Source organism: Erythrobacter sp. S267, from assembly GCF_057365045.1.
This window is the reverse complement of the sequence record NZ_CP200298.1, coordinates 1195016-1206725: the sequence shown is the minus strand read 5'-3', so window position 1 is coordinate 1206725 and position 11710 is coordinate 1195016. Positions and strand designations below refer to the sequence as shown.

Genomic DNA, 11710 nt, shown 5'->3' with positions numbered 1-11710 from the left:
GGAAGCTAGCACGCAACTACTTCGCTCTCCATGACGAACAGTTCCAACTTCCACGATGTCCACATAATCGGCGGCGGTCTCGCCGGCAGCGAAGCGGCCTGGCAGCTCGCCCGGCGCGGCGTAAAGGTGCGCCTTTCGGAAATGCGCGGCGCTGGGGAGATGACCCCTGCACACCAAACCGATGGACTGGCAGAGCTGGTATGTTCGAACTCCTTCCGCTCAGACGATGACACCAAGAACGCGGTAGGCCTGCTCCACCACGAAATGCGCGAGCTCGACTCCATCGTGATGCGCGCAGGCGAAGTGGCGCGGGTGCCGGCCGGCAGCGCGATGGCGGTGGACCGTGATGTGTTCTCTGACGAAGTTCAGAAGATGCTGACAGAGCATCCCAACGTCACCGTCGTGCGCGAACGGATCGACCAACTCCCCGAAGCTGGCCTTACCATCGTTGCCACTGGGCCTTTGACCGCACAATCGCTGGCGCAGAGCATTGTGGGCGCGACCGGAGAAGAACGGCTCGCATTCTTCGACGCCATCGCGCCCATCGTCCACCGCGACAGCATCGACATGTCGAAATGCTGGATCCAATCACGCTGGAACAAGCGGACTGAAGCGTCAAACGAGGACGGCGACTACATCAATTGCCCGATGACGAAGGAACAGTACCTCGCCTTCCACAAAGGCCTCGTCGAAGGCGAGAAGACCGAGTTCAAGGAGTGGGAGAAGGACACGCCCTATTTCGACGGCTGTATGCCGATCGAAGTGATGGCCGAGCGCGGAGTGGAGACTTTGCGCTATGGCCCGATGAAGGGCGTCGGGCTCGATAATCCCTACGATACTTCTGAGGAGCACCCTCAGGGCAAATGGCCCTATGCCGTCGTGCAGCTGCGTCAGGACAATAAGCTAGGCACTCTTTGGAACATGGTCGGCTTCCAGACGAAGCTGAAATATGGCGCGCAGGTTGAATTGTTTCGGACGATACCGGGGCTTGAGAATGCGGAGTTTGCGCGGCTCGGCGGGCTCCATCGCAACACCTTCCTGAACTCGCCGCAGGTCCTCGACCGGCAGTTGCGCCTGAAAGCAGCGCCTCATGTGCGCTTTGCGGGGCAAGTGACGGGATGCGAGGGTTATGTTGAAAGCGCCGCCATCGGCCTTGTCGCAGGCATGATGACTGCGTGCGAATTGGCGGGACGCGAATGGCGCGCCTTGCCTGCCTCAACTGCGCTTGGAGCGCTTCTGAGCCACATTACCGGCGATGCCGCGGCAGATACGTTTCAGCCCATGAACGTAAACTTCGGCCTTTTCCCTCCGATGCACGAGGTGAAGAAGAAGCAGCGCAAGGAGGCCTACACCTCGCGCGCAAAGGCTGATCTGCAAAGCTGGCTCAGGGAGAGCGAGGAACTGGCCCCCGCCTAACCACGCACCTTAGCAATTGCAGCTGGTTCGCCGCGTCGTTGTGCGCGGCGCAGGGGCTGAGGTTGCAAATTCAGCCGGTGTCAGACGCTGGTCTGCGTTCCCGTCCATCTTGGCAAAGCGGTCCGAGGTGGTGACCGCCCATTCCTCAAATGTCAGCAGGTTGTTTCCATCGACATCCAGCTTGCGGAAAGCATCGGTGCGGGTGGAGAGCATTTCCTGCCGGGTGATGATCCGGTCGCGATTGCGGTCATAGCGGAAGAAGCGACGCTCTTCGCGCGTAAGCTCACTTGCCTCAGGCGGTGCGGGGCCCACCATGTCACCCGGATCAACCTCCGGCAGTGCCTCTGGATCAGCCTCCGCCAAGGCTTCGGGTTCGGGCGGTGGCGGAGCATTGTCTTCCACCTGCGCGCGGCCTTGCCACCAGAAAACCCCGATGCTCGCAAAGACGAGACCCAGGAACACTCCCAACACTGTTTGACGCATTCTATCCGACCCTGTTTTGGGCCTTACGACCCCCTGAAGTTCTGCACCTTCAAGACAAGGGATAACACATAATCACCTCCCGAGCATAGCGGCTCTCATCGCAGTCAACGCCGCACCCCGTCCCTCCATCAAAGGACGCGCATCGCGTTGGACTGATCGACGGGCAAGCGCTGTCAGAACAGCTAGCCCGCGCAATGCCTTTGGGAAGCGCTGAGACTTAGCAGGCTCGGCTCGTGCAAGGCTCAACAAGGTCTCGCGCTCACCCGCATCCGATATGTTCACCGCCGCATCGGCAAGCGCCCAGAGTGTAAAGGTCTTGGCAAGCAGTTCAGCTTGTTCAGCGTCGCCTGACACCATCCTGGCAAACTCACCAGCTGGCTTTGCGCGGTTGGTTGCGAATTGCATCGCAGCTTTGGCGTCGAATTCTTCCGCCAGCATATATTCCCAGCCATCGACCAGTGCGATCAAAGCGGGCGCGTGGTCGCCCCAATAGGTCCCGATCCCGTCAAGCACGGCATCGCCTCGGGGTCTTTGGTCCGCCTCTTGTCCAAGCATGTCACGCCACCACGCGAGCCGCATTTGCCCCAGCATCGCTTCATTTGTGCCCGCGACAATGCGGGCCAGACGCGCATCTAGCTCAAAGAATATCCTTAACGCGTCACGCAAATCAGGCGCTGTATAGGCCAGCGCCAGTTGCACTTCGTTAGGCAGATTTTCATCGGCTTCATGGGTCATCAGCGTGCGTGCTAGCCTTGTAAGTCGGGTGTTTGTCAAGCGGCTGACCACCGCGATGCGCAGTTCGAAATCGAAGTTAAATGCAAAGGGCGAAAGTAACTTGTCGTTAACCACGCAGCTTGGGAATTCGCTTACCCCCCATAGTCTATTGATGTCGCATCTATCGGAAATTTCGCACTATTTCGTGCTGGATTCGACCTGAAGGACGCAGACGTTATGGGCCATAACATTGATCAACCAGAGACGGGCGGGCAACCGCTGTCTTTCCTTCGCAATTTTGCGAAGGACAATGCTGCGAACACGATCGCAATCTCAGCCGCCTCACTGGTGCCGCTGATGGCGATGGTCGGCGGGGGTGTCGATGCAAGCCGCTACTACATGGCGGAAACGCGCCTCCAGGCAGCCTGTGACGCCGGCGCTCTCGCCGCGCGCCGGGCGATGGACAAGCTCGACTTCAACGATGAACACCGCACGATTGGCGAGAACTTCTTCGACCACAACTATCCCGAGGGGACCTTTGGCCTGAAGGATCTAAGCCGCCAATACAGCTCTGATGACGATGGCATCGTGAGCGGTACGGCGACTGGCAATATGCCAACGACGATCATGGGCGCTTTTGGCTATGAGACGTTCGATCTTGAGGTTGAATGCTCCGCTGACATCAACATTTCGAACACCGATATCGTCTTCGTCCTCGACGTCACCGGTTCGATGAACCGCTGCCCCGACGGCACTTGGACCTCTTGCAGCTCCGACGGCACTCGGATCGAGTCGCTGCGGAAATCGGCTCTGACATTTTACGACACGGTTGATGCTGCGACCTCTGACAGCGCGCAGGTCCGCTATGGCATCGTGCCCTATTCGCAGCAGGTCAATGTCGGGAAGTCGATCCCTACCCAGTACATGAAGACCAGCCACACCTACCAATCACGTGAGGCCGAATGGACCACCACGATTGATTATGGTGATTACGAACCCGTTTCGTCGACCTACACCCGCACAGGCGGCGGCTATAACTATATCGTCGAGACGACCGGCAACGTGGGTGATGCACATGGCTTCTCTGGCTCGTCAGTAAACACCTCGAGCGAATCTGAGTGTCGCGATTCTTACCGCGTCGACTTTTGGGACATTGACCCTCGCCCCGACTCATCAGGGTGGACCCAGGTCTCTCAATCAGGATCCGACCCCCGCACTACGACCTATGAAGGCGTTGTAAACTACGGGCTTTGGTACTGGACGAATTGGAACTACAACAGCTCTACCGGGGCGTGCACCGTCGACTACAACTATTATCGATATGATGGTGAATCGACGATCACACAGATCGAAACTCGTGAAGAGATCGAAGTTCAGACATTTGAGTGGAACTACGCTCCGGTAAGTTGGAACATCTCTAACGTGTACACCAACGGATCGGTGTCGCTCCCGACGGGCTGGAACGAGGTCAATGAGACCCACAGCTGGGACGGCTGCATCGAAGAAGCGGCAACCGTCAACTCGGCAACTTGGGATCCAGTGCCAACAGGCGCTTATGACCTCGACGTCGATCTGATCCCTACCACTGAAGACGAGAAGTGGGCACCGATGCTCCCATCGCTGTCTTTTGCTCGGTATGTCGATGGCGGATCATACGCCACTTCAGCCGACCGCGTTTTGACCGACTTGATCTCGACTGAGAACAAGACTCAGGGCTATGAAATCTGTCCGAAGGAAGCGCGCAAGCTTGCTGAATTCGATGATCGTGATGATCTGGCCGATTGGCTCAAGGCCTCCAATGGCTTTACCGCAACCGGTAACACCTATCACGATATCGGCATGATCTGGGGCGCTCGCTTCATCTCGCCGGACGGGATCTTTGCGGCAGAAAACACCACCGCACCGAACGGTGAGAGCATTGCCCGCCACATCGTCTTCATGACGGATGGTACGCTGCAGCCTATCAACTACTCCTATAATCCGTATGGTTTGGAGTGGTGGGACCGCCGCGTCACTGCCGACGGCAGCACGGATCTTGATGACCGTCACGCGGCGCGCTTCCAGGCCGCCTGCCGTGCCGCGCGTAACAAGAACGTGTCTGTCTGGGTGATCGCGTTTGGTACTGCGCTGTCTCAGAACCTGATCGATTGTGCGACCCCGGGCCGTGCATATTCTGCTCAGGACGCCGATGCGCTGGACAAAGCGTTCAAGGAAATCGCTGAGAAGATCGCAGCGCTGAGGTTGACGGCATGATGTTCGGTAAGGCCATCAAGCGCATCCGCCGTGACGAAGACGGCGCGACACTGGTCGAGTTCGGCTTTGTCGCGCCGGTTCTGATCCTCATGATCATGGGCATCTTTGATCTGGCGCACACGCAGTACACCTCTGCCCTGGTCAATGGCGCGATGCAGAAAGCGGGCCGTGACTTGACGCTGGAGAGTGCGGGTCTGAACCAAAGTCAGATCGACAACGTCGTGATTACTCAGGTTCAGAACGTTGTCCCTGACAGCGCAACCGTCACGCTCGAGAAACTGTCCCACTTCGAGTTCGAAGATATCGGCGAGGAAGAGGAATATTCCGACGATAACGGCGACGGCGTCTGCAATAACAACGAGCCCTTCGTTGATTATAACAGCAACGGTCAGTGGGATGCTGACCGTGGTAAAGCCGGGATCGGCGGCGCGCGCGACGCTGTGCTCTACACCGCTGTTGTGAGCTATAATCGCCTGTTCCCGATGTACGGCCTCGCTGGCCTACCCCAAACTGTGGAAGTGCGCGCTTCGACAGTGCTTCGTAACCAACCTTACGACGTCCAAGACGTCACCGTTGCAACCGGGAATTGCCCCTAATGACCACTCAGACACCTGCTCCGACGAAATCGCGTTTTGCGTGGCTCAAAGATCTTGGCCGCGACAACTCCGCTGTGGCTATGGTTGAATTCGCCTTTACGGCCCCGATTGTGCTGGGCCTTGGCCTGCTTGGGACCGAGACAGCCTACTATACCATCACGCATATGCAGATCAGTCAGGTCGCCATGCAGGTGGCCGATAACGCATCGCGTGTGGGTGAGTCCGATGTTCTGACCTCCAAAAAGGTCTATGAAGACGACATCAATGGCACGCTGGTCGGCGCCGAGAAGCTGGGTGCGCAATACAACATTTACGAGCAAGGCCGGATTATCGTCTCCAGCCTCCAAGTGAACTCTGACGGCGGGCAATGGATCGCTTGGCAGCGTTGTCGCGGTGCCAAGAACCACACGTCGAGCTACGGTGTTGAAGGCGATGGCGCTTCAGGCACTGACCTTGCCGGCATGGGCGAGACTGGCAGCATGATCACCGCTAGCTCTGGCACGGCCGTGATGTTCGTGGAGGTGTCCTACACCTATCAGCCGCTCACGCCGCTGGACTTCTTTGGTGATACCGACCTCAACTACACCGCTGCTTTCAACGTACGCGATAGCCGCGATCTCACACAGCTGTACCAAACCAATCCGGTGAGCCCCGTGGCTTCGTGCAGCACCTTCTCGGCGGACCGCCCCAGCTAAATTAGCTCGGACAGCCCGCCCAGCGGTTCTTTAGACGTAGCAGACCTTTTTGACCGCCTCGACGATCCGAGGCGCGTCGATCAGCGCGAGCTGTTCAAGGTTTGCGGCATAGGGCAGCGGAACATCTTCGTTGCAGACCCGCAGTACGGGCGCATCGAGGTCGTCAAAGCCTTCTTCCATGCAGATCGAAATGATCTCACTGGCAATGGAGCACGTGGGCCAGCCCTCTTCCGCGACCACCAGACGGTTGGTCTTGGCGAGGCTCTTGAGTACCGTTTCCTTGTCGAGCGGACGCAGAGTGCGAAGGTCGATGACCTCGGCATCAATCCCCTGCTCTGCCAGCGCGTCAGCCGCTTCAAGAGCAAGGTCCACGCCGATTGAGTAGGTCACAATGGTCGCATCCTTGCCTTCGCGCACGATCCGCGCCTTCCCGATAGGCAGGACGTGGTCGTCGAGGTCCGGCACGTCGAAGGAACGGCCGTAGACCAGCTCATTCTCAAGGAAGACAACGGGGTCCTCTGAGCGGATTGCCGCCTTCATCAGACCCTTGGCGTCCGAGCTGTCATAGGGCGCGATCACGATCAGACCGGGCACGCTGGCATACCAGGGGCCGTAGTTCTGTGAGTGCTGCGCACCCACGCGGCTCGCCGCGCCATTGGGACCACGGAAGACAATCGGGCAGCGCATCTGGCCGCCGCTCATATAATTCGTCTTCGCCGCCGAATTCACGATGTGGTCAATCGCCTGCATCGCAAAGTTGAACGTCATGAACTCCACAATCGGACGAAGCCCACCCATCGCAGCCCCGCTGCCGATACCGGCAAAGCCGTATTCGGTGATCGGCGTGTCGATGACGCGCTTTGGGCCAAATTCGTCGAGCAGTCCTTGGGTGACTTTGTACGCGCCTTGGTACTCAGCGACTTCTTCACCCATGACAAAGACGCGCCGATCAGCGCGCATTTCTTCGGCCATACCATCGCGTAGAGCTTCGCGCACCGTCGTGGAGGTGAAGCTCGTGCCTGCCGGGATCTCAGGATCGCTAACAGGCGCGCTGCTTGCTGCCGGAGTGGGTGCGGGTGCCGGAGTGGGCACAGGCGCAGGCGCTGCGGCGGCAGGAGCCGGCGTCGGCGCAGGAGCAGCTTCGTCACCCTCCCCTTCCAACTCAGCGATCACTGTGCCAACCGCGACATTCTCAGTGCCTTCCGCGATGAGGATTTTGGACAGGACACCTTCGTCCACCGCCTCAAACTCCATCGTCGCCTTGTCAGTCTCGATCTCGGCGATGATATCGCCGGGTTCAATCGCGTCACCTTCGGCCTTGAGCCATTTGGCGAGCGTGCCTTCCTCCATGGTAGGAGAGAGAGCGGGCATTTTCAGTTCAATAGCCATCGATCAATACTCCTCCACCAGAACATCGGTGTAGAGTTCGGATGGCGCGGGTTCCGGCGAGCTTTCGGCAAAGTCTGCCGCCTCCGTCACGATCTTGCGGATATCCTTGTCGATGGCTTTGAGATCATCCTCGCCGTGGCCCGCCTCGATCAACGTCTTCTTGAGCCGCTCAATAGGGTCGTGCTTCTCGCGCTGTTCCTGCACTTCATCGCGGGTGCGATACTTGGCGGGATCGGACATGGAGTGGCCACGATAGCGATAGGTGTTGAGCTCCATCAGCACAGGACCCTTGCCATCGCGCACATGCTTGAAGGCAACTTCAGCTGCAGCGCGCACTTCGAGCACGTCCATCCCGTTCACGTCCATGCCCGGAATGCGGAAGGCGGTGCCGCGGCGGTGGAAGCGGGTCTCTGCCGAGGAGCGAGAGCTGCTTGTGCCCATCGCGTATTGGTTGTCCTCAACCACGAAAACGATCGGCAGATTCCAGAGCGCTGCCATGTTGAAGGTCTCATAGACTTGACCCTGGTTGGCAGCGCCGTCTCCGAAATAGGCAAGGCACAGTCCGCCATCTTCATTGTACTGGTGAGCCAGTGCAAGGCCCCCGCCCAGCGCGACCTGCGCGCCCACGATGCCGTGACCGCCGTAGAATTTGTGCTCGGTCGAGAACATGTGCATCGACCCGCCCTTGCCCTTTGAGATACCCGCTTCGCGCCCGGTCAGCTCAGCCATGATCACCTTGGGGTCAATCCCATAGGCAAGCATGTGGCCGTGATCGCGGTAACCGGTGATCACGCTGTCCTTATCGTTGTCGAGCGCAGACTGAAGCCCAATCGCGACCGCTTCCTGACCGATATATAGGTGGCAAAAGCCGCCAATCAGGCCGAGGCCATAGAGCTGGCCCGCTTTCTCTTCAAACCGGCGGATGAGGAGCATCTGGCGATAAAATTCCAACATCTGATCGTCAGAAGCCGCAAAGCTCTTCGCTGCCTCAAACTCTTCCTGGAGCGAATGGAGGATGAAATCCGGATCATCCGATGGGGCCAGAGGGTCTGCCGTAGCAGTCGAAGCGGCCTTCTTTGCAGGCGCGGTTTTCTTAGCCGCAGGCGTTTTGCGGGCTGGTTTCTTAGCCAAGTTTTTGATCCCTTTTTCTCATCCCAATATGCGCGTCCGGGGAGGAGAAGTGCGCGCATATCCAAGTCCGGCTTGCTATACGCAAAGCACAGACTGACGCAACGTAAAGTGGCACGAAAGCCGTGCTTTTAGCCGTTCTGGTTATAACTGGAAAAATCGCCAACCCAATGGCGTCTGAATTGTGGCCTTTCAGCCTATTCGTCTTCCAAAGTTACGACGATCTCATCCGGGTGAATCGCGCCCAGCTCCTTGCGAACCAGCTCGCTCACCAAATCGGGATCGGCGCCATTGGGGTCGAGCAATTCGACACGGTTGCGCAGCGCATCCCGCCGCTCGGAAAGGACAGCAATACGGGCCTCTCGCTGCTCAAGCGCTTCAGAGTTCTCTGCCCACGCCAGAAGCCCCGTCGGCCCAGCAATCGCGGCAACGGTCAAAGCAACCAGCACAAGCAGTGCTAGCCCTTGTTTGACATGTTCGCGTGGCGGCCGGTGCATGGGGTCCCTCTACTCCCGTGTAAGAATTGTCACAGAATCATAGTTAACCGCCCGGCGCAAGCAAAATGCTGCCAGATCGGCATATTACGTGCGCGAACGCGCTTACTCAGTACGATCTGGGCAACCCCAGAACATGCTCAGCAAGGTATGAGAGGATCAGGTTCGTAGAGATCGGCGCAACAGTATAGAGCCGCGCCTCGCGGAACTTGCGCTCGACATCATACTCCTCGGCAAAGCCGAAACCACCAAAGGTCTGGACGCACATATCAGCCGCCGCCCAGCTGGCTTCGGACGCGAGCAGTTTGGCCATATTCGCCTCTGCCCCCGGATTGCCGCCTTGATCATAGACCTGTGCGGCGTGGTGGACCATCAGCTCGGCCGCACGCATCTGAGCGTAAGAGCGCGCGATGGGAAACTGCACGCCTTGGTTCTGACCAATGGGCCGCGCGAAGACGTTGCGGTCGCTGGCATAGGTTTTGGCCTGGTCAATGAACCACTTCGCATCGCCGATGCACTCGGCAGCGATCAGGATGCGTTCTGCGTTCATGCCCGAAAGGATGTAGCGGAAGCCCTTCCCCTCCTCGCCTACCAGTGCCGAAGCCGGGATGCGCAGATCGTCAAAGAAGACCTCGCAAGACGAATGGTTCATCATCGTGCGGATCGGCTTGATGCTCATGCCCGACGTGAGAGCCTCCTGCATGTCGACGAGGAAGATCGAGAGGCCCTCAGTCTTCTTCTCAACTGACTCGCGAGGGGTCGTTCGAGCAAGCAACATCATCAGGTCGGAGTGTTCGGCTCGGCTCGTCCAGATTTTCTGACCTGAGATGATATACTCATCACCGTCGCGCACCGCCTTTGTCTTGAGGCTCAACGTGTCGGTCCCGCTGGTAGGTTCGGAGACACCAAAGGCCTGCAGTCGCAATTCACCGCTCGCGATACGCGGGAGATATTGCGCTTTCTGCTCATCCGATCCGTAACGCAGCAGAGTGTTCATAATGTACATTTGCGCATGGGCAGAGGAGCCATTGCAGCCGGTCGCCTGAATCTCCTCCATGATGACGCAAGCTGCATCCAGGCTCAGTCCACTACCGCCATATTCGGGCGGGATCAGAGCGGCGAGGAAACCGGCCTTGGTCAGCGCGTCAACGAACTCGCCCGGATATTCGCGCGCGGCGTCTTTTGCGCGCCAGTATTCGCCGGGGAAGTCATCGCATAGGCTGCGCACCGCGCGCCGGATCTCGGCAATTTCTTCGGTCTCGGTCTGCATTGCTCTTCAGTTTTCCTATGCTACTGATTGTCGCCATTCGATACGTGGGAGAGAGAGAAACATGCAAGTGCTCAAAGCGGACCTTTCGCGATTTGCCGACATTCCCGATTATCCCTTTGCGGAGAATTGGGTGACGGTCGATCTGGGTGACGGCTTTGAAGGCCGCATGCACTATATCGACGAAGGACCAAGGGACGCCCCGCCCGTCCTACTCTTCCACGGAGAGCCGAGTTGGAGCTTTCTCTATCGCAAGATGATCCCGGTGCTGGTCGATGCAGGCTTCCGCGTGCTTGCGCCTGACCTCATCGGCTTTGGCAAAAGCGACACGCCCGATGACGTCGCGTTCTACACGTATGACCGCCATATCAGCTGGCTTAAGCAATGGCGCGAGGCGGTTGTGCCGCAGCCTGCTGCACTCTTCTGTCAGGATTGGGGCGGATTACTGGGCCTTCGCATGGTGGGTGAGGAACCCGAGAAATTCACCTGCGTCGTCGCCAGCAACACCTTCCTGCCGACCGGAGGCACGCCTTCCCCCGCCTTCCTTGCATGGCGTGAATTCGCCAAGAGCTCGCCTGAGTTTGCAATCGGAGAGCTGCTCCAACGCGCCACCGCAACCGAACGAACTGCGGAAGAGATCGCTGCCTATGACGCTCCCTTCCCCGATGAACCGAGCAAGGCCGGCGCGCGCGCTTTCCCACAATTGGTCCCAGTCGAAGACGGTATGGACGGGATCGCGCAAAACAAGGCTGCCTGGGAAGGCCTCTCTGCCTTTGACAAGCCGTTCCTGACGCTGTTCGGAGCGGACGATCCGGTGACTGGGGGTCTAGGCAAAACCCTGTCAGAGCGCGTCAAAGGCGCCAAAGGTTTGCCCCATGACATCCTTTCGACCTGCGGACACTTCTGCCAAGAAGATCGGCCCGTCGAGTTGGCGCAAGGCGTCATCCTGGTCGCCAAGAAGGCGGGAATGATTTGACCGCGCACAGCGAGGTCTGAATGCGCGCCCTCGGAGCAGTACCTACGCGTCTATGCCTATGACATCATTCTTGTTTTGATGACCCTACCTAGGTAGTCATCAAGTGTCTTTCGGAGGCACTCAGGAACTTACCGAATGCGGGGAACCACACATCCCTTCGCTCCGGTTTAACCGAATGCTTCGGATGCAGAGCAGTCTGCTGTTGAGACTTGGGATTTGAAAGGGCGCTTCGGCTTTTCCGAATGGCTTTTGAGCCACTTTGCGGATTTGCCGAGCGCTCCTTTCGATCTGATCGGCAG

Annotated in this window: 11 protein-coding genes; 5 read left to right on the top strand and 6 right to left on the bottom strand. The window is 58.4% G+C overall.

Annotated features, from left to right (window positions below; all coding sequences use genetic code 11):
• The first annotated feature begins 30 nt into the window (after window positions 1-30).
• The gene (trmFO, locus tag AC0V6X_RS05590) at window positions 31-1416 is read left to right on the top strand and encodes a methylenetetrahydrofolate--tRNA-(uracil(54)-C(5))-methyltransferase (FADH(2)-oxidizing) TrmFO (RefSeq protein ID WP_486183600.1); all 1386 of its coding nucleotides are present in this window, start codon (window positions 31-33) and stop codon (window positions 1414-1416) included.
• A 9-nt stretch (window positions 1417-1425) separates the two neighbouring features.
• Here trmFO and AC0V6X_RS05585 read toward each other — a convergent pair whose 3' ends face one another.
• Both AC0V6X_RS05585 and AC0V6X_RS05580 read right to left on the bottom strand, forming a co-directional pair.
• Window positions 1426-1899: an EF-hand domain-containing protein gene (locus AC0V6X_RS05585; protein WP_486183599.1), complete on the bottom strand. Its 474-nt coding sequence runs from the start codon at window positions 1897-1899 to the stop codon at window positions 1426-1428.
• A gap of 72 nt (window positions 1900-1971) precedes the next feature.
• The gene (locus AC0V6X_RS05580; RefSeq protein WP_486183598.1) at window positions 1972-2634 is read right to left on the bottom strand and encodes a hypothetical protein; all 663 of its coding nucleotides are present in this window, start codon (window positions 2632-2634) and stop codon (window positions 1972-1974) included.
• Window positions 2635-2850: 216 nt separating this feature from the next.
• On the opposite strand from AC0V6X_RS05580, the gene AC0V6X_RS05575 reads away from it, so the two are divergent.
• The 3 genes from AC0V6X_RS05575 to AC0V6X_RS05565 are packed head-to-tail and all read left to right on the top strand — an operon-like array spanning window position 2851 to window position 6157.
• Window positions 2851-4866, top strand: a complete 2016-nt coding sequence (locus tag AC0V6X_RS05575; RefSeq protein WP_486183597.1) for a pilus assembly protein TadG-related protein — start codon at window positions 2851-2853, stop codon at window positions 4864-4866.
• A complete protein-coding gene (locus tag AC0V6X_RS05570; RefSeq protein ID WP_486183596.1) occupies window positions 4863-5462 on the top strand; it encodes a TadE/TadG family type IV pilus assembly protein in 600 nt (199 codons plus the stop codon). Before AC0V6X_RS05575 ends, AC0V6X_RS05570 begins: the two co-directional genes overlap by 4 nt.
• Window positions 5462-6157: a TadE/TadG family type IV pilus assembly protein gene (locus AC0V6X_RS05565; protein ID WP_486183595.1), complete on the top strand. Its 696-nt coding sequence runs from the start codon at window positions 5462-5464 to the stop codon at window positions 6155-6157. Before AC0V6X_RS05570 ends, AC0V6X_RS05565 begins: the two co-directional genes overlap by 1 nt.
• Window positions 6158-6187: 30 nt before the next feature.
• Here the strand turns inward: AC0V6X_RS05565 and AC0V6X_RS05560 are convergent, their stop codons facing one another.
• From AC0V6X_RS05560 to AC0V6X_RS05545, 4 genes are all read right to left on the bottom strand, one after another.
• Complete coding sequence (locus tag AC0V6X_RS05560; protein ID WP_486183594.1) at window positions 6188-7546, bottom strand: pyruvate dehydrogenase complex E1 component subunit beta; 1359 nt, start codon at window positions 7544-7546, stop codon at window positions 6188-6190.
• 3 nt (window positions 7547-7549) lie between these two features.
• The gene (gene pdhA / locus AC0V6X_RS05555; protein ID WP_486183593.1) at window positions 7550-8677 is read right to left on the bottom strand and encodes a pyruvate dehydrogenase (acetyl-transferring) E1 component subunit alpha; all 1128 of its coding nucleotides are present in this window, start codon (window positions 8675-8677) and stop codon (window positions 7550-7552) included.
• 194 nt (window positions 8678-8871) lie between these two features.
• Window positions 8872-9171: an FtsB family cell division protein gene (locus AC0V6X_RS05550; protein ID WP_486183592.1), complete on the bottom strand. Its 300-nt coding sequence runs from the start codon at window positions 9169-9171 to the stop codon at window positions 8872-8874.
• A 106-nt stretch (window positions 9172-9277) separates the two neighbouring features.
• Window positions 9278-10438 carry an acyl-CoA dehydrogenase family protein gene (locus AC0V6X_RS05545; protein ID WP_486183591.1) on the bottom strand — a complete coding sequence of 387 codons (1161 nt, stop codon included), beginning with the start codon at window positions 10436-10438 and terminating at the stop codon, window positions 9278-9280.
• A gap of 61 nt (window positions 10439-10499) precedes the next feature.
• On the opposite strand from AC0V6X_RS05545, the gene AC0V6X_RS05540 reads away from it, so the two are divergent.
• Window positions 10500-11411: a haloalkane dehalogenase gene (locus AC0V6X_RS05540; RefSeq protein WP_486183590.1), complete on the top strand. Its 912-nt coding sequence runs from the start codon at window positions 10500-10502 to the stop codon at window positions 11409-11411.
• The last annotated feature ends 299 nt before the right edge of the window (window positions 11412-11710 follow it).

Excerpts from the sequence above, each read along its gene's own strand:
- AC0V6X_RS05540 (WP_486183590.1), top strand. The coding sequence starts at position 10,500 with ATGCAAGTGCTCAAAGCGGACCTTTCGCGATTTGCCGACATTCCCGAT.
- AC0V6X_RS05565 (WP_486183595.1), top strand. The coding sequence starts at position 5,462 with ATGACCACTCAGACACCTGCTCCGACGAAATCGCGTTTTGCGTGGCTC.
- AC0V6X_RS05585 (WP_486183599.1), bottom strand. The coding sequence starts at position 1,899 with ATGCGTCAAACAGTGTTGGGAGTGTTCCTGGGTCTCGTCTTTGCGAGC.
- AC0V6X_RS05545 (WP_486183591.1), bottom strand. The coding sequence starts at position 10,438 with ATGCAGACCGAGACCGAAGAAATTGCCGAGATCCGGCGCGCGGTGCGC.
- AC0V6X_RS05550 (WP_486183592.1), bottom strand. The coding sequence starts at position 9,171 with ATGCACCGGCCGCCACGCGAACATGTCAAACAAGGGCTAGCACTGCTT.
- AC0V6X_RS05575 (WP_486183597.1), top strand. The coding sequence starts at position 2,851 with ATGGGCCATAACATTGATCAACCAGAGACGGGCGGGCAACCGCTGTCT.
- AC0V6X_RS05570 (WP_486183596.1), top strand. The coding sequence starts at position 4,863 with ATGATGTTCGGTAAGGCCATCAAGCGCATCCGCCGTGACGAAGACGGC.
- AC0V6X_RS05560 (WP_486183594.1), bottom strand. The coding sequence starts at position 7,546 with ATGGCTATTGAACTGAAAATGCCCGCTCTCTCTCCTACCATGGAGGAA.
- AC0V6X_RS05580 (WP_486183598.1), bottom strand. The coding sequence starts at position 2,634 with ATGACCCATGAAGCCGATGAAAATCTGCCTAACGAAGTGCAACTGGCG.
- trmFO (WP_486183600.1), top strand. The coding sequence starts at position 31 with ATGACGAACAGTTCCAACTTCCACGATGTCCACATAATCGGCGGCGGT.